This is a genomic window from Mangrovibacillus cuniculi, assembly GCF_015482585.1.
Lineage (GTDB): Bacteria > Bacillota > Bacilli > Bacillales > R1DC41 > Mangrovibacillus > Mangrovibacillus cuniculi.
The window spans coordinates 2,336,990-2,359,279 of sequence record NZ_CP049742.1; the positions used below are offsets into that span (position 1 = coordinate 2,336,990).

At 37.9% G+C, this 22,290-nt stretch carries 21 protein-coding genes and 1 pseudogene; 8 read left to right on the plus strand and 14 right to left on the minus strand.

Features of this window, described 5'->3' with window-relative positions; translation table 11 throughout:
- Window positions 1–36 precede the first annotated feature (36 nt).
- A complete protein-coding gene (locus tag G8O30_RS11835; protein ID WP_239672261.1) occupies window positions 37–615 on the minus strand; it encodes a hypothetical protein in 579 nt (192 codons plus the stop codon).
- A 218-nt stretch (window positions 616–833) separates the two neighbouring features.
- Here G8O30_RS11835 and G8O30_RS11840 point away from each other — a divergent pair, with 218 nt between their 5' ends.
- Complete coding sequence (locus tag G8O30_RS11840; RefSeq protein WP_239672262.1) at window positions 834–1,775, plus strand: nucleoside hydrolase; 942 nt, start codon at window positions 834–836, stop codon at window positions 1,773–1,775.
- A 35-nt stretch (window positions 1,776–1,810) separates the two neighbouring features.
- On the opposite strand, the gene G8O30_RS11845 is transcribed toward G8O30_RS11840, so the two are convergent.
- The gene (locus G8O30_RS11845) at window positions 1,811–2,752 is read right to left on the minus strand and encodes an SGNH/GDSL hydrolase family protein (protein ID WP_239672263.1); all 942 of its coding nucleotides are present in this window, start codon (window positions 2,750–2,752) and stop codon (window positions 1,811–1,813) included.
- Between the two features lie 377 nt (window positions 2,753–3,129).
- On the opposite strand from G8O30_RS11845, the gene G8O30_RS11850 reads away from it, so the two are divergent.
- Together G8O30_RS11850 and G8O30_RS11855 are read left to right on the plus strand one after the other, a co-directional pair.
- Complete coding sequence (locus G8O30_RS11850; protein ID WP_239672264.1) at window positions 3,130–3,366, plus strand: hypothetical protein; 237 nt, start codon at window positions 3,130–3,132, stop codon at window positions 3,364–3,366.
- 96 nt (window positions 3,367–3,462) lie between these two features.
- On the plus strand, window positions 3,463–4,137 hold the full coding sequence (locus G8O30_RS11855; RefSeq protein ID WP_239672265.1) for a hypothetical protein: 675 nt from the start codon (window positions 3,463–3,465) through the stop codon (window positions 4,135–4,137).
- Between the two features lie 82 nt (window positions 4,138–4,219).
- Here G8O30_RS11855 and G8O30_RS11860 read toward each other — a convergent pair whose 3' ends face one another.
- The gene (locus G8O30_RS11860) at window positions 4,220–4,810 is read right to left on the minus strand and encodes a hypothetical protein (protein WP_239672266.1); all 591 of its coding nucleotides are present in this window, start codon (window positions 4,808–4,810) and stop codon (window positions 4,220–4,222) included.
- A gap of 314 nt (window positions 4,811–5,124) precedes the next feature.
- Here G8O30_RS11860 and G8O30_RS11865 point away from each other — a divergent pair, with 314 nt between their 5' ends.
- Window positions 5,125–6,144 (plus strand): hypothetical protein, encoded by a 1,020-nt coding sequence (locus tag G8O30_RS11865; RefSeq protein WP_239672267.1) that lies wholly within the window; start codon window positions 5,125–5,127, stop codon window positions 6,142–6,144.
- Window positions 6,145–6,206: 62 nt separating this feature from the next.
- Here G8O30_RS11865 and G8O30_RS11870 read toward each other — a convergent pair whose 3' ends face one another.
- The 5 genes from G8O30_RS11870 to G8O30_RS11890 form a co-directional block, all read right to left on the minus strand.
- Window positions 6,207–6,701 (minus strand): hypothetical protein, encoded by a 495-nt coding sequence (locus G8O30_RS11870; RefSeq protein WP_239672268.1) that lies wholly within the window; start codon window positions 6,699–6,701, stop codon window positions 6,207–6,209.
- 234 nt (window positions 6,702–6,935) lie between these two features.
- Window positions 6,936–7,520: a hypothetical protein gene (locus tag G8O30_RS11875; RefSeq protein ID WP_239672269.1), complete on the minus strand. Its 585-nt coding sequence runs from the start codon at window positions 7,518–7,520 to the stop codon at window positions 6,936–6,938.
- 83 nt (window positions 7,521–7,603) lie between these two features.
- Complete coding sequence (locus tag G8O30_RS11880) at window positions 7,604–8,971, minus strand: vWA domain-containing protein (RefSeq protein WP_239672270.1); 1,368 nt, start codon at window positions 8,969–8,971, stop codon at window positions 7,604–7,606.
- A 337-nt stretch (window positions 8,972–9,308) separates the two neighbouring features.
- Complete coding sequence (locus G8O30_RS11885) at window positions 9,309–9,554, minus strand: hypothetical protein (protein ID WP_239672271.1); 246 nt, start codon at window positions 9,552–9,554, stop codon at window positions 9,309–9,311.
- Window positions 9,555–9,566: 12 nt separating this feature from the next.
- Window positions 9,567–10,199: an HNH endonuclease family protein gene (locus G8O30_RS11890; RefSeq protein WP_239672272.1), complete on the minus strand. Its 633-nt coding sequence runs from the start codon at window positions 10,197–10,199 to the stop codon at window positions 9,567–9,569.
- A gap of 1,191 nt (window positions 10,200–11,390) precedes the next feature.
- Between G8O30_RS11890 and G8O30_RS11895 the strand changes: the two genes are divergently transcribed.
- The gene (locus tag G8O30_RS11895; RefSeq protein WP_239672273.1) at window positions 11,391–12,404 is read left to right on the plus strand and encodes a S66 family peptidase; all 1,014 of its coding nucleotides are present in this window, start codon (window positions 11,391–11,393) and stop codon (window positions 12,402–12,404) included.
- Between the two features lie 414 nt (window positions 12,405–12,818).
- Window positions 12,819–13,220 carry a VOC family protein gene (locus G8O30_RS11900; RefSeq protein WP_239672274.1) on the plus strand — a complete coding sequence of 134 codons (402 nt, stop codon included), beginning with the start codon at window positions 12,819–12,821 and terminating at the stop codon, window positions 13,218–13,220.
- A 22-nt stretch (window positions 13,221–13,242) separates the two neighbouring features.
- Here the strand turns inward: G8O30_RS11900 and G8O30_RS11905 are convergent.
- Window positions 13,243–14,375: pseudogene (locus tag G8O30_RS11905) on the minus strand ((Fe-S)-binding protein); the annotation flags it as partial.
- 242 nt (window positions 14,376–14,617) lie between these two features.
- Between G8O30_RS11905 and G8O30_RS11910 the strand changes: the two are divergent.
- Entirely contained in the window at window positions 14,618–15,253 is a 636-nt protein-coding gene (locus G8O30_RS11910; RefSeq protein WP_239672275.1) for a hypothetical protein, read from the plus strand.
- Window positions 15,254–15,442: 189 nt separating this feature from the next.
- Here G8O30_RS11910 and G8O30_RS11915 read toward each other — a convergent pair whose 3' ends face one another.
- The 4 genes from G8O30_RS11915 to G8O30_RS11930 all read right to left on the minus strand — a co-directional run bounded on the left by G8O30_RS11915 (window position 15,443) and on the right by G8O30_RS11930 (window position 20,100).
- A complete protein-coding gene (locus G8O30_RS11915) occupies window positions 15,443–15,769 on the minus strand; it encodes a hypothetical protein (protein ID WP_239672276.1) in 327 nt (108 codons plus the stop codon).
- On the minus strand, window positions 15,769–16,299 hold the full coding sequence (locus tag G8O30_RS11920) for a hypothetical protein (RefSeq protein ID WP_239672277.1): 531 nt from the start codon (window positions 16,297–16,299) through the stop codon (window positions 15,769–15,771). The genes G8O30_RS11915 and G8O30_RS11920 overlap by 1 nt, the downstream gene beginning before the upstream one ends.
- 261 nt (window positions 16,300–16,560) lie before the next feature.
- Complete coding sequence (locus G8O30_RS11925; protein ID WP_239672278.1) at window positions 16,561–16,704, minus strand: hypothetical protein; 144 nt, start codon at window positions 16,702–16,704, stop codon at window positions 16,561–16,563.
- A gap of 240 nt (window positions 16,705–16,944) precedes the next feature.
- Entirely contained in the window at window positions 16,945–20,100 is a 3,156-nt protein-coding gene (locus tag G8O30_RS11930; RefSeq protein WP_239672279.1) for a pullulanase, read from the minus strand.
- A 795-nt stretch (window positions 20,101–20,895) separates the two neighbouring features.
- On the opposite strand from G8O30_RS11930, the gene G8O30_RS11935 reads away from it, so the two are divergent.
- A complete protein-coding gene (locus tag G8O30_RS11935; RefSeq protein ID WP_239672280.1) occupies window positions 20,896–21,264 on the plus strand; it encodes a VOC family protein in 369 nt (122 codons plus the stop codon).
- A gap of 49 nt (window positions 21,265–21,313) precedes the next feature.
- Here G8O30_RS11935 and G8O30_RS11940 read toward each other — a convergent pair whose 3' ends face one another.
- Window positions 21,314–22,081: an SDR family oxidoreductase gene (locus tag G8O30_RS11940; protein WP_239672281.1), complete on the minus strand. Its 768-nt coding sequence runs from the start codon at window positions 22,079–22,081 to the stop codon at window positions 21,314–21,316.
- Window positions 22,082–22,290: the final 209 nt, after the last annotated feature.

Genomic DNA, 22,290 nt, shown 5'->3' on the forward strand with positions numbered 1-22,290 from the left:
GAATTGTTTCTCCATACCTTTTTAAATTACTCAAACCTACTCTCTTCCCAAATACCACAAGTCTAGATTAATAATCTTTAATTTCCAACCTTCATCTGTATAACTAACATTCACCCATTCTTCCTCGTTCGTGCAGTTACAATTTTCCTCTTTAAATAAGATAGTAAGTCGGATATCGCCCAATGCACCCCCACTGTTGTCTTCTACTCTTTGGAAAGTATACTCCTTCCCTAAGCGCTCTTCTATCGAGTATTCCACTTTTTCATATAATTCTTGCTTAAACGTAGCTTCGTCCCCTTGGAAGTATATTGCCTCTCGCAACTCTAAGCCCACTGGTTTAGCTGCTAGTAGGAGAGCATAAAATAATAACCAAGAGAGAATAAGATAAGTATGTGTCTTCATCTTTCTGTTTTCATCATTCCGAACAATCATTTTAATATAAAGGATAGGAATAACGTACACCACTCCAATAAAAATAGGAAAAAAGAAGCCAGAATAAAGAAGAAGCTCTTTTATATCCTCCATAGCACTTATCGGTGATTTCCATATAGTGAACCAAATAAACGGGATAATAAATATAGATGATAGGAGAAATTGTTTTACATTTCGTTTCATTTAATGCCCACCTTGTGTCTTTTCATTTGCCTAATTATTATGTACTCTTCTAAACTTGTAATGCTATTATCCTACCAATCTATCCCAATAAAACCAATAGAAAATTTAAATTACCAGTTTTTACATAAAAAAGATAAGGCTAAATAACCAAACATATCTCCCTTAAACTAACATATTATGTAAGATAATAACGCAATTTACGGGAGGCTCCAGTCACTATGCACAAAATACTGCTGTTCTGTGATCCTGGTATAGATGATTCTTTAGCAATCATTTACGCCCTTCTTCATCCTGACATCAATCTAGTTGGCGTGGTAACTAGTTACGGTAACGTTTCAGCCGAACAATCTACTAGCAATGCAGCTTACCTACTTTCACTTGCAGGGAGATCCGATATTCCCATTTTCTATGGAGCTAACTTCGCATTGAGTGGAGAACTAGCTACTTATTATCCAGAGATACACGGTGAAGATGGGATTGGGCCCATCGTGACACCATCCGATCTAAAATATAATGTAACACCGTTTTGCGAACTGTTCCCATTTATTGAAGAACACATTGATGACATCAAAATTGTAGATACTGGCCGCTCCACATCTCTTGCCATGGCATTTAACTTTTTTAATGGCTTGTTAAAACAAGTGAAGGAAATCTATTTGATGGGTGGAGCATTCTTTGTTCCTGGCAACGTTACTCCTCTCGCAGAAGCTAACTTTCACGGTGATCCACTTGCCACCAAGATTGTATTAGAGCATGCACAAAAAGTGTATATTACGCCACTGAACGTCACCAATAGAGCTGTCATTAACAGTCAAATAGCTGAGCACGTATCTCAAAAAGCTAGAAATCCATATACCAAGATAATTTTAGACACTTCGAGGTATTATATATCTGCCTACAACAAACTGAATCCAAGGATTGGTGGAGCTGCTCGTCACGATTTGTTTACACTGTACTACTTATTAAACAAAGAACAGATTGATTCCGTGCAAAAACGCGTTTGGGTTGAGCTAAATGCAGGATCAAAAGGCTTAACACACATGGATTTTAGAAGTCCAGAAAATGATTCAACAAGCCCACATATCGTTGCTCTCGATTTCGACTATGAAAGATTCATTGTAGATTTTATTAATGTCATGACCAGGCCACTTAAGACATAAAAAAAGAATCCCATTGGATTCTTTTTTGGATTTCCTTATTCCACCCAACCTAACTCCATCATACGCTCAAACACCGCTTCCCCAATCAATTCATATCCGACCTGGTTAAAATGAACGTAATCCACTAATAGACTCGGTGGAACAGAACCACTTGCTATAGCGTCTTTATCCGCTTTAGTCGCTTTTATATTAACTCTACCCAAATTCACATTTGATAGATACTCACGCAAATTAATATACTGAATACCGTACGTTTCCTCCATGACCTTTTCTAATTCTGCTCTGCTTTCCTTCGTTCCACTAGTTAAACCTAATACCAAAAACTTCTCATCATACTTTTCCATATGAATAATCGAATCCACATGTGACACCAACTCTTCTGGCGTCTCATATCCGCCATTTTGTCCAATAAACACAACCGGTACAAAGCCTTCGTATTGATTTGTTGCATTCGTCACTATAGTCGAACCATCTGCAATAGTAGTAGTTCTTCCTGTTTGACTACGCTGGAATGAATACGCATCTTTCTCTTTATCCCATGAAATTTTACCTTCAATTCCATTGATGGTAACTGGATTTATCCCTCTATCTCCACGTCTAAACGGAATAACTTCATGCCCGTTTTCAGATTGAAGAGTAATATTCACTGGTATGGAAGTGGAAGGAATCGTTGTGTTATTTACCAACGAAAACGGTACTCCACCAGCTCGACCAATAATCGTATTCGTATCCTCACCACTTACTCCCATGTTTACGACAGGTACGTTCACACCTTGTTCCTGTAACAATCTTTGAAGCACTCCAGGATAATTTGTTCCTTTCCCTCCTGCTCCTTTCGTTAAGGAATCTCCCCAGACAACGATGCCAGGGAAGTTGGGTTTTGTAGCTTCTGCACGATCCGTTATTTTATATGTACCAACACCAATTAATAAGATAAATAAAATTCCTAAGATAGACCACTTGGAGTATAATTTCATGATTGATTCGTCCTCTCAGCTTGATTCAGGTGTTCAACTTTTTTCCTATGCCGTAATACCTGTATTTTCTGAAAATTCTATCAAAATATTACGCATAAATCTATACCTTTTAACGAAAAACTGATATTTTTCTACAGGATTAGTTTGTACAAAAAATGAAATAAGATGAAACAGAACGGAGGGACAATGTGGTATTTAGCATGATACATCATACATTTAAATTTATCGAAAAAAGTATTCTAGAGAATTTGCTTCCTTTGCATCCGAAGTACCTAAAAACGCTAAGAAATTCATGAGCGAACTGGGCCAATCCAATGGAACAGAAATAGCACTATTTGAACCCAAGAAGGGGAAAGACCACCTGTTTGGAGAGTATTATGATTAAGGAGCAACTGACTGCTCTGATTGGTATGGAGTATGTCGAATTGGAAGGCGATTACGCTTTTATTCGAGGAAAGACAGTGGAAATGGATATCCTGCACCACTCTTTACAAGAATGGATGCAGAGGGAAGGTTTGCAGCAAGATCTTTCAAGATATATTGTGGAAGCATATTATCCTTCCACAACAGATGAAATGGTAGAAATACTCATTCCAACTTATACCAAAAAGTAAAATCAAATCAGATAGCAAAAATTGGTGTCGTTTTTCCTACATACACCTACAATCTGTAATGTTACAATTATATTACAAATAATAATGGAGGTTATTATGAAAGCAAAACAATTCTTACTAGTAATTTGTGCAGTATTCCTTGTTTCTGTTATAGGTTTAATGATCTGGTTTTACAATACAACGATCACCAAACAATTAAACGATTATACTAAAGAGAAATATGGAGAGAAAATAGTCTTAGTGGAAGAAGGCGCTTCTCATACTGGTAATATGGGGGATACGGTTCATAAAGTAGCATTAAAAAGTGATCCTTCCATAGAGTTTAATATAGAAGTGGATGGAGATTTATTCGAAAGATTGTTTACTGTTGTGAGAGATGATTTAGAGTACATGATAACAGTTAACAAAGAATTTCCTAAATTGACGCCTTATGTAGGGGAGATTGAATCACTAGAATTTATTATTCCTAGAACTCCTACGTTCGATCTCTTTTCAGAAGTAATGGAAGATGACCCACATTTGTTTATAGTGATGGATGAGTATGATTTTAATGCAGACATTTTTGAAAAACAAACTCTTCACAGGTACTATCAATTAATTAAACTACTAAACAAAGCTGATACAAGTTACCAAGACCTTCGCATTCATCTATTCGTTGATCGTCCCCAGTCATTTCACATAGCAAATATTAAATCTATTACATCGAGCGAGCAAATAGCACAGATGATTTATGAGCAAAGTCCAGAAATTAAAAATCTTCTAGCTAAGTAGAAATGGAAAAATTAATCTTTTTTATGAAAAACGCCAGCCTATGTATAAGCTGGCGTTTTTAAAGTTATGTACGTGATTCTTCTCACTTATTATTTTTTATATTTACCCAAACAGCCATCCCAATAGGCACAGCGAGGAATATTACTCCACCGCTAAACAAGAGAACAAGTATCTCTCCCCCTACTTGAACTGGTGAGTATATTCTATACATAGACATAAAAAGTAAGAAAGGCAGCGTTGATAAGGTGCTGATCTTTAGTAAGTCAAAGTCATCTTTTCCTGGTTTTAAGAAATTTAATCCTATCCAAAGCGCTAAGAAGATGATAATCTTCATTTCTTTATATAGTCCATAAAATCCATACGGAATATCAAAAAACAAATTCATAAATATTAGTAAATATTCTGCTAAATCTCCCATTAAAATAATAGAATATGCGACAGTGAGTGCCATAACTACTCGTTTTATTTTGTCATATAAAAAGTAAACTATAGTTCCTAACACCACAGCGTAAGCTAAGAATACTAACGGATTGCCGGTGGATTTTAATATATAATCCCAAATTTCCGTACCAAACCACTTTCTTTGTAAGATATAAACGGAAGTATCCTGAATTAAAAAGTAAGAACTTAACATAAAGCCGACGATTATTATTATTTTACTGATGTGTTTCATTTTACAATCCTCTCTTTTTGACTTACTCATATTTTACCATTTATGGTTAAGGATTTATCTAGGAAAATGTTACCTATAATTAAAAGCTAGTACTAGTAGGTCATATAACCCATTTACATTCTTTTGGATTATTTGTTACATATATATTACAAAGTGTAATTAGAGTGGAACTTAATGAAATGGTTTTAGTAGAAGTATTCATTCGAACTTTAATAATAAAAAAATAAATGTAATCGAAATTGGTGTCGTTTTTCCTACATACATCCACACCTTGTAATGTTACAATTTTGTTACAAAAAAATACGGAGGTAGTTATGGCAGCGAAGAGGTTCTTACAAATGATTGGTGTAGTATTTCTTGTCTCTATAGTAGGTTCAGTATTCTGGTTTTTTAACACTTCGGTAGAAAAACAATTAAATAATTATACGAAAGAAAAGTATGGGGAAAAAGTAATACTGGTGGAACAAGGTGCTACTCATACCGGGAATATGGGAGACACGGTTCATAAAGTGGCATTAAAGAGTAATCCCTCTGTAGCATTTAATATTGAAGTAGATGGAGATTTATTTGGGAGAACGTTCACTGTGGTCAGAGATGATTTAGAGTATGCAAGAAAAGCTAGTAAAGAATTAATAAAATTAGATCCTTACTTAGACAAAATAGCATCATTAGGATTTTCTTTGTCAGATCTTCCTACTTTTGATTTATATTCCGAAATAAGAAGCACCGAACCATATCAAGTTAACCTCATTGATAAAAAGGGATTTTCACTATCTAATTTCGAAAGCGAAACTATCACAAGATACTATAGCTTAGTAGAATTATTAAAGAAAGCTGACACAAAATTTGTAGAACTTGAAATTCAAATTAATTTAGATAGTCAGCCGTCAATTTATCTAAAAGATATACCACAAATAGCGTCTAAGTCCATTCTAAAGCGAAAAATGATTACTAACAATCACACTATTTTAGATCATTTATTAAACGAAGAAATGAAAGAGTTATTTACCGAGTTAGAAAAAGATCGGTTTATTTTTAAAGGAAACTCATTTATACCGGAACTAGGCGTTGGCTGCGATGAAGTATCAGTGAACGGTGAATGTGATGAGCTAACATTTTATGTGGAATACGTCCCGACGGTTACTTCAGATAATCCTGTTATAGCCGAAGATGCTTTATTTATTAGAGATGCTCTTATAAAAGAGATTCCTGAAGACACACGATTTAATTTAGCTGGTAGAGGTGTGCCGTTTAATGGGTATTATTTAGAGGATCTCCGTTCTTTATCAGATGAAGAAATCAAGAATCAGGTCCAACAAGCGTTATCTGAGTAAATTTTAATCAATTTATAAAACCAGCCATAAGACGGCTGGTTTTTTGTTAAGTATTTATTTTTTCATCCTTTAGTGCTTTTGAATGTTAACCAAACTGCAGTTACGAAAGGGATAGCAAGGAAGATGATCCCACCCATAAATAATAGAGCAAGAATTTCCAACCCTTCTTCGATAGGGAAATAGTATCTATACATAAACATAAATAGTAGAAAAGGTATTGTAGCTAGTGCACTTACCTTTAAAAAATCGAATCCATCTTTTCCTGGTTTCACAAAATAAAAACCTATCATAAGCGCTAAAATGATGATGATCTTTTGCTTCTCATAGTACCCATATAAAGTAATAAAGAAATCAAAAATTAATGTAATAAAAATCAATAGATAGTTCACTATATTAGCCATAAGAATAATGGAATATGCTACAGTATGGGCCATTATTAAACGTTTTAGTTTCTCAATGAAAAAGAAAAAGACAGCCCCAACAACCATTGCATAGCCTAGGAACAGGTTTAGGCTATATGTTGAAGTGGGTAAAAAGCTCCAATGTTCCTTACCCAACCATTCCTTTTCTAGAAAATAACCTGAGGCATCCTGAATCAAAAGTAGAAACTTAACAAAAAGGCTACTATTATGATAACTTTACTAATGTGTTTCATGTTACAACCCTTTCTAAGAAGATTCATGACTATTTCACCAATAAAACCCAAATGCTTTCTTTAGGAATTATTATCCATATACTTAGATTCAAATGGACTCTTTTTATAAAAACTACTCATTTATATCAGTACCTGCTTATTCTTCTCTGTTCTTCCCACCTAAAGCACCAGTTGCCGTGAAAAGAGTTAAAATACCAAACCCATAAAAAACGAGACCTCCGTAAATCAGCTCTTCTGAATAAGAAAGCCTTTTAAATGCCCAACCATTTGAATATCCTCTATCAACTCCAGTCGCAGCTGTATAAGTAACAATAAATAATAAAATAAGTATAAATGTCCATTTTGTTTTAAGAGGAAATTTAAAAACTTTATATGGTATCTCTCTAAATAAATATAGAAAAACCCATATCAATAGGGTAAAAATAGTTAGTCCTATTGTGGCAGGAGTACTATCCATCACACGTATTAAAGGTACACAAAGTTGTCCACCAATTAAGCTAAACAACAGGTATGCAAAACGACTTTTATGTTTAATCTGGCTCAGATTTTGTTTATACCAGTAAAAACTGATAACTAAAACCACAGCCATAGCTAGTATGTTACCCAGAAAGACCGAAAATGACCAATCTGGGAATAATGAGGAAAAGCTACCGATCAGAAAACCCGATAATAATATTACCCCTCCGTAAGAATCCCAAAAAGATGTTTTATTTTCGATCATATTCTTCCTACTTTGCTTTCCCACGTTATCACCGCCTTGTAAAATGTGTCATTTTCTTTTACTATTTAGAAGCTTAATAAGCATTATTGTTTGTTTTGTTCGTAATAGGCGTCTAGTTCTTTCTTAGCTTCTGCGTAGTTTTTGTCTTTTAGTTCGTCTAGCATTTCTTTAAAACCATCAATTTCTGAATGAATCCATTCATGATAATCTCTATTTTTTTTGTCCAAGTACTCATAAGCCTCGTCACTAATTGTATTAGTTCCAGAGAAAGCATAAAGTATATTAGAAATGTGCATTCCTTGGAATGTTGCATTATAACTTTCTCTAGATATATAAACAAAAATATCTATATTATTTTGCGTATTTTTATATTCAATCTTGCTTTCATTAGACTCTTTCCAATCTTCCCAGGCATCTGCAATATCATTTATTTTTTGAAGTTCTTTACTTAACTCACTTTCATCTACCACACGTTGATAAATCCCTTCTGTCGCCTCAGCAATAGATTTAAGTTGTGTTTCCCCTTCACTGTCAACATCAAATCCTATGATGTTTACTATCGGAGAGATGGAAGAATTGTATAACTCCTTGGCTGCTTTTACAGGATCACCATCGCATGTCTCTATTCCATCACTAACTAAATAGATGATATTTGTATTTGTTTCAGGATCATATTGACTCAAGTCTTTTTGTGCTTCTTTCAGTGCTAATTCGATAGGGGTCCATCCAGCCGGTTTTACAGTATCCAATGCTTGTTGAAATGATGATTGCTCATAATTAGAAATGGAGTATACTAACTCACTGCTAGAACAAGATAATTCTTTCTTCGCCTCTGACCCATCACCATTTTGACCGTAGACTCGTAATCCAATATTTGCATCTTCCGGAAGCGTTTCAACAAATGTTTCAATCGAATCTTTGGCGCTATCCATCATTGCTTTTCCATCAATTTGATTTGCCATACTCCCACTCGCGTCCAATAAAATAACAACGTTTAAATTGTCTTTAAATTGATAACGTTGATCTTCAATCTCTGGAGAACCAAACGATTGAAAAGTTAATTGCTTAATAGCTTCTTCTGGTCCCTTAAACTCTTTCTGAACTAATCGCAATAACTCTCTATAGAATTGATCCATTTGTTCCGTTGTAGGTTTTTCTGGCAAGTCCGGTAAAGCACTAAAATCTTGGACTGTTCTCTCTTTTTGACCAGAAAGTGTTTCGTAATCGTTTAACTTCCCTGTTGGTTGATTAGCTAATTCCTCATACGTGCTTGGTAGAGGATCAACTTTTAAACTCATTTGCTGATTTTCTTCTTTATCTGTCTTATTGTTATTTTCCGTCTTTATTTCTGGTTGCTCAGAAGGTGATTCTTGCATTTCCGCTTCCTCACCTTTATTACTGCAACCTGTTACCACGAGCAAGAACATTATTAGAAATACATACTTTTTCATCGTTACACCTTCCTAATTTATCTAAATTCTGTAAAAGGCTTCAAATACTCTATCATGCTACAACTAGGCGAAAATATCGTCAAACAGACTCTTTTTGACAGACGTATTTTTCACCATACTAAAGCACTATCTTCTTTTGTAGCTAGTAACTATTCCATGGGTACTTGAGCTTAATAAAAGAATAGTAGACAGAGAGATATATGCTATTCCACAATAAATTGGCATTAGTATATTTTTTTCGTTAATTTTCTCTAGGTACTAATCCTTATTTTTTATATAAGCTCTGAATTTTTTCGATAAAAAAACCCTTGGTCGAATACCCCAAGAGTTTTTCCTTTTATCCGTTTCTTTCTAATACATTGACAAGTAGATGATGAACTAGCTCATGATCTCGCTGGTCATAAAGCTTGTAGTCCTCACCAGGAAGGGTATACCACTCTGCCGCTCCCACATATGTAATCGCAAGTGACAGCATCCCGTCCTCTCCACAAGAAGTTCGTAACTCTAATTCTCCACTTATTACTCCTACTTCCTTCGTCATGACACCATGACTCGCGGTAAAAATAGACGTTTTGTCAGCCACAAGACTACCTCCTTAATAAATACAAGAATTCAACATTGTTTGAAGAGATGATTTCTCCGAAGATTGCACACTTAATCCCCAATCGTATTTTGTATCAATCCACCACTTAGCATACGCGCAATGTGCGCCAGTACGAGTCGGTTTCCATGTTGACGGATCTTGGTCCCCTTTTGAACGGTTGGAACTAGCCGTTACAGCAATCAATTGCGGGCCAGTTAAGTCATTTGCAAAAGCTTTACGAGTTTCTGAACTCCAGCTGCTTGCTCCTGATCTCCAAGCTTCTGCTAGGGGTACAACGTGGTCGATGTCCAGGTCAGATGGAGAATACACTGTGACACCGTCGTAGTAGCTGTACCATTTTCCTGAAGATACTGGGCATGTACCAGAATAGTAGTCAGCATCACGTTGCAAGACGATTTGTCTAGTGTCACATCCATTTCCTTGACTAGACCAATGAGAGAATAAATTACGCGAATAGCCAGTCATGGATGATTCTGATTTAACCACTAATGCATTTAATTGAGCTTGAGCAGTAGACTTAGACGGTGTACCTGGTGGTAGCGCTGATGCAGATGGAACCTGAAACTGTAAAACACCAAATGCCAAAACGAAAACAAAAACAAACAACACAGACTTCTTAAACATAGAAAAACCTCCTGTATGCCTTTTTTATACTAACATCCTTGTTGGTATAGGTGAGATGTTAATAGCTTTGTTGGGTGGTGCACTAGTTCTAGGTGGGAGACGGGTGGCCACAACATGATAGAATTGGGCTCGATTTGTTAGGTATGTACTTTCTTTCTTTTCTACTAATTAATGATAGTACAAGAATTATTTTCTATAAAGTTAAGATTATGTTAAGGATTTTTGGGAGTTTGGTAGGTAGGAGATTATCGTTCTTTTGGGGTGTGGTTGGATGAGGAATGGGAGTGGAATGGGAGATTTGCGAGAGGATTGGGGTGTGGGGGATGGAGTGGTGGGCGGCTTAAGCGCTTTTGTACATACGAGCGCGGGCCTCTCTTTTCGCTTCTCCGACATGCCGCTGCATCACTTGCCCTCTTCCTGCGGCTTAAGCGCTTTTGTACATACGAGCACCGGCCTCTCTCTGCGGCTTCTCCGACTTGTCGCTACATAACTTACCCTCTTCTTGCTGCTTAAGCGCTTTTGTACATACGATTACTGGCCTCTTTCCTCGGCTTCTCCAACTTGCCGCTGCATCACTTACCTTCTTCCTGCGGCTTAAGCGCTTTTGTACATGGGCGAGCAGCCCTTTCTCTGCGACTTCTCGGACTTGCCGCTGCATTACTTGCCTTCTTCCTGCGGCTTAAGCGCTTTTGTACATGCGAGCGCACTCCTCTCTCTGAGGCTTCTCCGACTTGCCACTGGATTTCTTGCTTTTTCCTGGCGACTTATCCCCTTTGCCGCCTTCTATCCCTCTCACGCATGGCGGCTTAATTCCTTTGTCGCCCTCTCTCTCACTCATGCATGACGACTTAACCCCTTTGTCGCCTTCTCTCCCTCTCACGCATGGCGACTTAACCCTTTTGTCGCCTTCTATCCCACTCACGCATGGCGACTTAACCCTTTTGTCGCCTTCTCTCTCACTCCCGCATGGCGACTTAACCCTTTTGTCGCCTTCTCTCTCACTCCCGCATGGCGACTTAACCCTTTTGTCGCCTTCTCTCCCTCTCACGCATGGCGACTTAACCCTTTTGTCGCCTTCTCTCCCTCTCACGCATGGCGACTAAACACTTTTGTCGCCATATAAATCATTACACTCTTCAATACTATTAAAATTATTGGTATTATATAGAAAATAACTCAGAGGTGAAAAGTATGATTCGTTATCCTTCCTTTAAATATGGGGCGACCATCGGCGTCACGGCACCTTCATCCGGTGTACCTGAAATGCTTCATAGTTTAATAGACGCTGCAAAATTGCGATTAGAGCAACAAGGGTTTTTTGTAGAAATAGGAGATACCACTTGGACACAAGAGAAAGTTCGATCCGCTTCTGCCCAAAAACGTGCAAAAGAATTTAATCAGATGATGCAGGACGATTCTATCCAGTTAATCTTCCCACCGTGGGGCGGTGAGCTTCTAATTGAGATGTTAGAATATATAGAGTTTGAAAATCTTCAAGAGAAGTGGGTTCTTGGATACTCGGACGTTAGCTTACTAATGCTTGCGATTACTTTAAAAACTGGGATGGCTAGTGCTATTGGAACGAACCTAATAGATATAAGAGGAAAAACTTCTGATGAAACGACTGCTATGTGGAAAGAAGTATTGTTTACGAAAGCAGGAGAGGAAATTGTGCAAAGGTCTTCTTCTAAATACCAACTAAAATGGCAACATGACAACCCTACAGAACATGTTTTTCATTTAACAGAGGAAACTAAGTGGAAAACCGTGTCTGGGAAATCGGAGAAAATATCTGGTCGTGTTTTAGGTGGATGCATAGATGTTATTCGTCATCTGATTGGTACACCCTATGGGGATGTGAAAGGTTTTTGTGAAAGCCATTTTTCCAATGAGCCTATCATTTGGGTGCTCGAGAATTGCGAGATGACTACTACTGATTTACGTAGATCACTTGTGCAGATGAAGCTCGCGGGGTGGTTTAATCACTGTACTGGATTAGTTTTTGGTCGCAGTCCAGCAAATACTCCTGTTAACGGTTATACAGTAGAAGATGTCTATCAAGAACTAGCGGAGGAGCTGCGAATTCCGGTTATTTATGACATTGACTTTGGGCATGTGCCACCGCAGATTACATTTGTGAATGGGGCTTTTGCAGAGATAGAGGTTCGTGATGGTAATGGCATTGTGGTGCAGAGGTTTTTGTAATTAATAGAGGATAAGGGAGCCACCCTCAGAGATTCTCTGGGGTTTCTCCGACTTACGGCTGGTTTCCTCACCATCACCGGGAGGCTTAAGTGCTTTTGTACATGGGAGATTGCGGAGCCCTATCCGCGGCTTCTCCGACTTGCCGCTGAGTATAACGACTCCCCCTGCGGCTTCAGCGCTTTTGCACCCGAGCTTGTACTTCAAAGTAGACCCTAACACTACTCCAAACTACTCACTCGATATCACACACAAATAATCCTTTAACACTGTATATCTACGTTAACCTGCTACCTGTCCAACACCCTATCATACGTAATAGCTATTCAAACAGGTGAGTAGATTAAACAACCTACTAAACTAGCAGTAATTCTCCTATGCAATCTTGTATACAGTAAGAGAAATGGAGGTTTGACTATGAATAAATTTGTATCAGCTGTTGCAACCATTGAGATTCCTGTATCCAATTTGGAAAAATCCCTTGCATTTTATACGGAAGTTTTGGCTGTGGACATACATTTCAAGGGAGATAAAAATGCCATGCTAACGTTTGGCGTCAAAGGTGTTCCTACTCTTTTTCTAGTTGAAACAGACAATGTAGAAAAACTTAGTTTTGCTAACTCTTCTACAGGTGTTGAGCATAGCATAATTGACTTTTACACACCTGACTTAAAGGGCTTTTATGATTTTCTAGTAGAAAAGAATGTGGAGGTTGGGTCACTCAATTTGCGAGAGGGATCTGATTTGGGTGGCTTTGGCTTCCGAGATCCTGATGGAAACTTACTGAGTGCATGTAATATTGTGCATCCTGGTCAATGAAAGAGGTAGAGAAGGGAGCCTATTACTTAGCGTTCCCTTCAAGTGCCTCCATTAACAAGTCCACGATGTGTACTACTCTAACTTTTCCCGCTAAGCCTTCCCTCTCAATACCGAGTTTCATTTGGAGTAGGCAACCAGGGTTCGCTGTTACGATAGTGGTAGCCATAGTATTTTTTACTGTCTTCATCTTAAAATCTAGTATTTTCATGGACATCTCAGATTCTACTATATTGTAGATACCTGCCGATCCACAACAGTGGTCAGCGTTTTCCATCTCAATGTATGTGACTCCGGCAATGCTTTTTAGTAACTCTCTTGGTTCGCTTGAAGTGTTTTGTACATATCGCAAATGGCAAGAGTCCTGATACGTGATGATTTGTTCGGGCAACGCCAATACTTTTTGATGAAATTCCAATTCTACTAATAACGCAGAAATATCCTTAATTTTGCTCGCAAATGTCTCTGCACGCTGCTTCCACTCTGGTTCATCACGTAATAAGTGGTCGTAGTCGACATTGCTATCTTCAAACGCTTGGATATTTCGCTTTGCTAACTCCTTGGCTTTGGCTTTTTCGCCACTGTGCCCGTGTAACGCACCGCAACATCTTGCTCTCGTGGATTTACTATTTCACACCCTGCTAGCTGCAGCAGCTTTACAGTGTTGTTATTGGTTTCTCTAAACATCGTATCCATCAAGCACCCGGAGAAGAATGCCACGACCTTTTTCCTCTGTCCTTGTGCTTTCAGTCGGAGAGGTCGCTCCGTCATTTCATTCAACGTTGGTACAGCCGGCATCACCTTTTCCATTACCCCTAAATGGTCTGGTAATAGGTTCATCACACCTGTTTTGCGCGCTAATGTTTGCAGGCCTGATCGTTGATAAAAGCCAATGAAACCTAATAACGTCTTCATTCGATTCTGATGTGGAAATATTCCGTCAAAAACTGTTTTTCGCACAAGCTTGGTTGGAGCTGAATATTTCCTTTTTTGTTTAATTATATCTCGTGCTTTTTCTAATAAATGGCCGTACTGCACCCCTGAAGGGCAAACTGGTTCGCACGCCCGGCACCCTAGACAGAGGTTAAATGATGTCGTAGTCGTAATTACCGCGAGTGGTCGTACTCCTTTTTCCTTTGGAGCTTTAAGAGAAGCAACTGCAAGAGGGACGTAAACGACTAGAGTGGTTTGTTCTCCGAATTCCATTATGGGAAATATAGCAGGATTGGGGTTAAGTTTTATCGAATTACTAGATTGCCAGCCATCGTTTTGTAACATAAGCTATTCCTCCGCGGAGGGGTAGCTTTTTACATTAAGAAGGAAATAAAGTGGAACACAACAAACCACTCTCATGGATGTTACTATAAGGTTATACCTCAAAAAACTAGAGGATGATTTTCATGAACAAAGCTTTACAATTTTTTCTTTCTTTCACCTTTTTTAGCGTTGTATTACTTTCGTTGAGTGATATATCTAACAGTGCTGAAAAAATTAACCGTATCTTCTTTAACAATGAAGGACTCTTAACATACTTTGTAAATTTTACTCAAGGACTTTTCGCATTTGTGATAACAACTGGAGCTATATTAGTGATTTATATCATTTGTATCCTGTACATAATGAAACACTTTGAGAAGTGGAAGAAACAGATTTTGACTTACATTGCAATCTACTCAATCGTAGCAAACGGTGTATTTGTTAGCTACTGGGGTCTATTGTTATGGAAAATTAATAATGATTTACATGGCGTTGAATACACTTGGTTTCATCAGTTAGATGACTTGATATTCCTAGTAAAATTACCACTTGTCATTCTTATTTGGGTGCTTCTATTGCAAAAGAAATTTAAGGAATCTACCTATCCCTTATTGGCAGTAACCTCATTAATTGCTGGAGTTATCCTTGGAATGCTTACAATTGGCAGAGTCTTCATTATTTACGGAGAACCATTGTATGATCAACAAATTTGGCTAGCTATTAGTGGAGTTCTAATTCCACTTATATATTTCTTATTGGCTAAGAAAAAACAAAAGTGAACTCACAATAGGCCAAAAAGTTGTTTCTATTATCTTGGTTTTTGTTGAAGTACGAGATAGGCATGCATGGTAATAAGTTTGTATTAAAGCAGATCTACTATCTTCTAATGAAAAGATATTACTTTAATCTGTAAACAAAAAGAACCCTTTTTCTCATAGGATTCTTTTTTTTCCAGAGATAGTGGATCTTTAAACATCAGAAACTAGCAACCTTAAAATTACTTGATACAGGACTATCATGATACAAGACACAATGGCAGAAGCTTTCAGTCGTGGTTTTACTTCTTCGTCTTTCTTAGTAATTATGTAAATGATGAATATTATCATAGAAAGAAAAATGATGTAGTCGATGGTAAACCCGTTAATTAGGTTATTCTTTTCTGTTTCCGTTATTTTTCCTGGGTAGAAAGAGCTAGCATTTATATCTGTTACAACTATTAATAATTTGGAGATGGCAAGAGAGATAGTTAGAAAAAGAGAATGCAGGAATAGTAATTTAAGATTAAACACTCTCATTACTTTTCCTTCTCGTTCACTACTATTCTTAAAGTTGTATTCAGTAAAATAGGTGTTTTACTGTCACTTGATACTAAGTCAAAACCTGCATAACCATCTACTGTGTATTGCCCTGGTGGAATGCGCTCTACACCCTCTGTATAATTTCTATCTTTTTCTACATACCATGACATATGTCTTTCTATTTGCTGTTTAAACGGCTTATCAACCTGTAACACTCTATAATTTCCAGGTTCTAACGTACCAAATAAATAAGTTACCTTAGTCTCCTCGTTCGTAAGCGTATAATAAAATGGAGACCAAGCATATTGAATTTCAATATTTTTCTTATCTCCTTGGTATAGTAACTCTCCTATAAAATCAAACTCTTCTCCAACAACATAACTACTTTTCTTACCGGTAAACGTGAAACGGAAGGAGTCATCTTCTATATAATTAGATAGAGTCAGATCTTCTTGGTAGGTACTTACTTCTTCCGATGAACATCCAGTTGCAAATAGCAGCATGCTACATAGTAGTAGTTTTTTCATTCCATCACCTCATCTACTTCTAATTTCTCCGATAGGCCTCAGTAAATGGACGTGAAATTCATGGAAAAGTTACACAAAATAAACATTATAAAATCACTAACGAAGTTAACAGCTAATTTCTTTCTCCTAGTCTATATAGATAAAGATTAACATCTTTATTTCAATGTGTAATTCCTATATAATAGGAATATACTAAAAGAGAAGTGCTGTAACACTTCTCTTAGCAACCTTACCGTAAGGGTGTGGTTGTCATTTGTTTATTTATTTGCGAAAACCACCCTTTTGCTTCCTACGGCGCGGGGTGGTTTTCTTGTCTTCTAGTATGCTTTTTCGAAAAGTATATGCCACGCTTTCGCGGACAAGTGCTTTCAAAATTTCACGAAAGAGTTCAAGAAATGTCTCCATGATTATCACCTCCTTTCATAAAGAAAGAAGCGCAACAACCAACCACCCTCACAAATGAGGCTGCTCCTTTATTCTACCATTTCCTGTTCTAGTTTTCACCAAAAATAAGAACACTTGTTCTATAAATATTTAGAAAGTTTTGGTTTTTACCTTTATTTACATATTAAATCGATCAATAGTTATAAGTAGTAACTAATCACAAAAAAACTATCCGATGAGCACTCATCGGATAGTTTTCCATTAGTTCTTCCCTTTTTGACGACCTGGAGCATCACCAGATTTTCCAGAGTATTCCTTATCGTTCTCCACTTTTATTACCACCGTTGTTAACGGGTCTAACGTGATTGATTTGTTGTTTAACGTAAATCCAGATTTCTTCTTCACTTCCTTTACGCCTGCTTCATCGCTATCTACTAGCACTGTTCCAGCCGTCACATCTTGGTTAAACGTTAAAGTTCGTTTGTTCATGTCTGTGTTAACAAACACATAGTATTTGTCTCCATTTGTTGCTTCGTTGCTATACGCGACAAATAGGTCTTGTTCTTTTAGTTCTGGACCTGTTAGTAAGTTTACGTTTTTATCTACTAATTCTTTTGAACCTAGACGGAAAGCATCTGTAGATCTTCTTAGTTTGATCAAACCAGTAGTAAACTCTCTAGTTAGGTTGTTCTCTGGATATAGCTTTTTGTTCGTAGCTTTTTGCCAATCTAAACGGTTGATAATATCAGAAGAATCATACGAGTCATGGATGAAGTATGGATTTTCGAATGGCTCTCCATTTTCATCTGTCATATACGTTGACTTGTAAGGTGCCTCTGTTGTTTCCGCTAAGAACTGCTTCGTACGTCCAAACTCTTGACCAGCATGTAAGAATGCCGTTCCTTGAGATGTAAGGATGATAGAGTTACCTAGACGAATACGTTGGTGAATCTCTTTATCTTGCTTTGCAGGGTCATTCTTGATAGATTGCGCAATTACATCGTATAACGTTAAATTGTCATGTGCCTCAATGTACTGAACCACATCTCCCGGCTGATCTGCTAAGAAGTTACGTGGTTGACCTTTAATATTTTCAAAGATTTGTTGTACGTTACGAGCACCATTTGTTAAGAAACGAGGTTGCCCTTCGCTACCAAATCCTGATTTTAATTCGTTACGGATTTCGTCAGAGAAGCTTCCAACCGCTTCTGTATATTGCATCCACTGTTGATCCGCCGCTTGAACTGGCTTCCCTTCGTCTCCAGCAAACGTTACCCATCCTTCCCCAATCATGACGATATTGGGATTTAACTTTTTCGCTTCATCGAATGCTACCTGGATACTCTCTGCATCATGGTCTCCCATCATGTCAAAGCGGAAACCATCTACTTTAAACTCATCAACCCAGTACTTAATAGAATCTACTAGTACTTTGCGAGACATAGCGTGAGTGGTTCCTAAACGGCCACCACCGAAGCTTGTTCTAGGAGTTCCATCCGCATCCATAAAGTGATAATAGTTAGGAACTAGGTCTTCAAATATACCTACTTGCGCTGTATGGTTGTATACAACATCTAATACAACCCCCATACCACGCTTGTGAATCTCATTAATTAAACGTTTAAATTCTTCAATTCGTTTCTCCGGATTAGTGGGATCTTGAGAGTACATTCCACTTAAGGAGAAGTAACTGTGTGGATCATATCCCCAGTTATAGTTCGTATTTGTAGACTCGTATTCTAGCATTCTTTCATCATTCTTTAATTCGTCACCGAAATAATAGCTCATGACAGGAAGTAATTGAATGTGCGTAACACCTAGATCTTCAATGTAGTCTAGTTTTTCTGCAAATGCTGCGAATGTACCAAATTGTGCTTTTAGCTCTTTATTGATTGTTGGATCTGATGTAAAGTCACGAACATGCGCTTCGTAAATAATCGTATCTTCCCGTTTTTCAAAACCAGGAATCTCTGCATATTTTAGTTTTGGACCGATTTTAGATACATCAATAATGGCTGCTTTTCCATACTTTTCTTCAGGTTTTGCAGTTGTTAAATCATCAGGATTTTTCCAAGCTGCCATAGATTTTGCGTATGGATCTAATGCGATTTTCACATCGTCGCCATGCGTGATCTTATATTGATAGAAGTACCCTTTTGTTGATTTTAATCCTGTAAGTTTTCTATCCAGTTTAATGGACCACACTCCGCGATCGCCGAGAGTCATCTCAAAGTTTCCAATTACTTTGTTTTGATCTTTTTTATCATACAAAATAGCTTCTACTTTATCTGCTTTTGGAGACCAAAGCTTCAACGTAGCACTTCCATTTGGATGAAGTTTCGCCCCAAGCTCACCGTCGTAAGCAAACTCTTCGTCGATAAATCTCCAACCGGATAGAGATGTGATGGAGTTATTACCATAAGAAATTGTATATGGTGCTGTTTCTGCTGAGAAATCGCCCGTTACTTCCACGCGAAGGTCATCTAGGACTTTTACTGAAGTAATCGTCGCTTCTTTTTTATTTTTATCTTTTACTGTTAAGCCTTCTAACAATGACTGTTCCGTTAATTCGTCCGTTCGTGAGAAACTTAGCTCAAGTTTTTCATTAGAGATTTGCTCTGCACCAAGAAGCACGGTAGGTACTGCGCCATATGGATTATCGTACACTTTGCTATCACCGTCTTTGATGAAGATTTGGTTTTGTGTAATGCTGTTGTAATTATAATCAGGAGATTGACCACCTCCTGCTTTATTTACAAATAAAAATCCGATTCTTTCTGCTGCTTCTTTTAGAGATAGATCATAGTATGCACCGTATTTTCCAATACCGCTAGCGTCTAGTGCACCGTTCGGCCAACCGTCAGAAGGGTTTGCAACGTCACTCCAATTCCAGAGACCCCAAGAGTCATAGTTGCCATCTTCGCGCTCATAATGAATTCGGATTGTGTCTTTTGGTAGTTCTACCGGCTCGTATAAAAGCACTTCGTCTGAACCTTGTTGGATCCAGACTTCTTTTAGTTCTGGTACAAACAATTCAACAGCTTTATCTCCGCCGTCTTTGTCTCCGCTTGATGTGTTTAGTACTAGGAAGTTTACATTTTTAGCACCTTTCTTTAAAGGTACATCTATGTAAATACCGTAATCTGTTTTGTTTGCTTCATTGAAGGCAGTTCCACCTGTTGGCCAGTTTTCAGATGGCGCTGCTACTTCTCCCCAAAGCCATAGACCTAAATTCTTGTAGTTGTCATCTGTTCGTTGGTAATGAATACGAAGTGTATCTGCTGGTATTTCTCCCTCTTCTGTTGAACTACCATCGTTAGCAAATCCAACTGTTGGAATAAAACTAGCAAACCCAGAAAAAACTAATATAAATGCTAGTAATATTGATAGAAACTGTTTACTCCTATTTTTCCCCATTTTTGTTTCCCCCTTTATTTAATTACCTTGATCGCGAAAACGTTTGCACAAATGTGTGAAGTTGTTTGGAAAGAGCTTGCTGAGTTGCAACACATTTGAAAGCGTTAACAAAATACATTTATATCTACCTTACTATGGAAAAAATTGAAATGCAATAAGAGAATATTCCTAATAGAATGACACGTTTTGCGAATTAGTTTACTAGGAGAATAAGTTTACTAGATTTTAAATCAACTTTAAAAGATTTACAGAGTTTAAAATTATATTTAAATAACGAGATTATGTCGACTTTGGTAGATTCTTTTTAGTAGATTAGCCTTATATTGGCTTTGTGGGATACCTGAAATTACTTCTCTGCCTCTCTCCTATACCGCTGGAACCTCCTCTGGTATACCCGAACCGCGTTTCCGCCTTTCTCCTATACCACGGGAGCTTCCACTGGTATACCTGAACCGCGTTTCTGCCTCTCTCCTATATCACGGCAGCTTCCCCTGGTATACCTAAATCACGTTTCTGCCTCTCGCCTATACCGCTGGAGCTTCCTCTGGTATACCTAAACCACGTTTCTGCCTCTCTCCTATATTACGGCAGCTTCCCCTGGTATACCTAAACCACGTTTTCGCCTCTCTTCTATACCACGGTAGCTTCCCCTGGTATACCTAAACCACGTTTCTGCCTCTCGCCTATACCGCGGCTACTGCCCAGATAACAAAACCAACCAAGTCGATAACATTCATTGCCTATCAAGTGATATACTAGAAATAAATACCACTTTATTACGAAAGGATGATTCTAATGAATCTTGGCGCATTTTCTGTAAGTTTGACGGTGAAAGATATTAACGCTTCTAAAGAGTTTTATGAGAAGTTAGGTTTTGAGGAGTTTGGTGGAAACATCGAGCACAAGTGGCTAATCATGAAGAACGGAGCAAGTACCATTGGCTTATTTGAGGGGATGTTTGAAAAGAATATCCTTACCTTTAATCCTGGATGGGATCAAAATGCACAGGAGATAGACCCGTTTAAAGATGTAAGGCAGTTACAAGAAACTCTTCGTGAAAAAGGGATTTCGTTTACGAGTGAAGTATCAAGTTCCGAGGGACCAGGTAGTTTTACTCTGGTAGACCCTGACGGTAATCCTATTCTAATAGATCAACATAGATAAATTCGCCAAAAGCCCTGAATAGGATGATCCTACTCAGGGCTTTTTGTCCTTACTTCCCTAGAAATCCACCCTCTGATCGGATCAGTTGACCTGTGATCCATTCTCCCTCGTCACTAACCAAAAATCGTACTAAACGAGCTGCGTCATCCGGTGTGCCTAGTCGGCCTGACGGGAACATCGGCAAGAGATGATCTTTAATCTCCTCCGTCATCCAACCAGAATCGGTAGGACCCGGATCAATGGAGTTAACCGTGATTCCAATTGGCGCCAATCCCGTTGCCAGAGGTTCCGTCACCGCAATCAGCATCCCTTTTGTAGCTGTGTACGCAAGGTTGGTAGGATCTGGTCCTTTGGAAACTAAGTTTACGATTCGGCCTACCTTCAAACCTGGGTACGCAACTTCATAAGCTTTGGCAAACTCCGTACTTAGCATAATTGTACCGCTATTGTTGACGAGATAATGTTGATCTAGAAGCTCTCGTGTTAGAGTTTGGTAACTAGTAGGTGCTTCAAATGTGGCATTATTAATTAAAATCGTAGGTGGTCCTAATTCCTTTATAACTGTTTCTATAATAAGTTGTGGCGTTTCGGCTTTACTTAAATCAGCTTGTAAATGAGCGACGCGAACTCCCTCTTGTTCTAGTGTGGTCTTCAATTGTTCAGGAAAGTCCTCATCAAATCCGTTTCCGGACGTTTTATCAAATGATATCCAGTGTGTGAAAAAGATATCTACGCCTGCTTTTGCCAAGTGGCGACAAATTGCAGCACCGATTCCTTTTGACCTACTAGCACCTGTTACGATAGCAATTTTCCTCATATGACATCCCCTTTTTTGTAAGTGAATGCGGTAGCGCGAATAGAGATGTATGTGTATAAATTCACCACGCTATGCATCATTGTTTGATAGAAAAATAGACAGACCTCTCCCTAGGTAGGAAAGACAGCTATTTTTTTTGCTTCTACCTTACATTAACGGACACATGAGTATGTGAATTCCCCTTTCGTTACATCTCTACTGAAAGTATA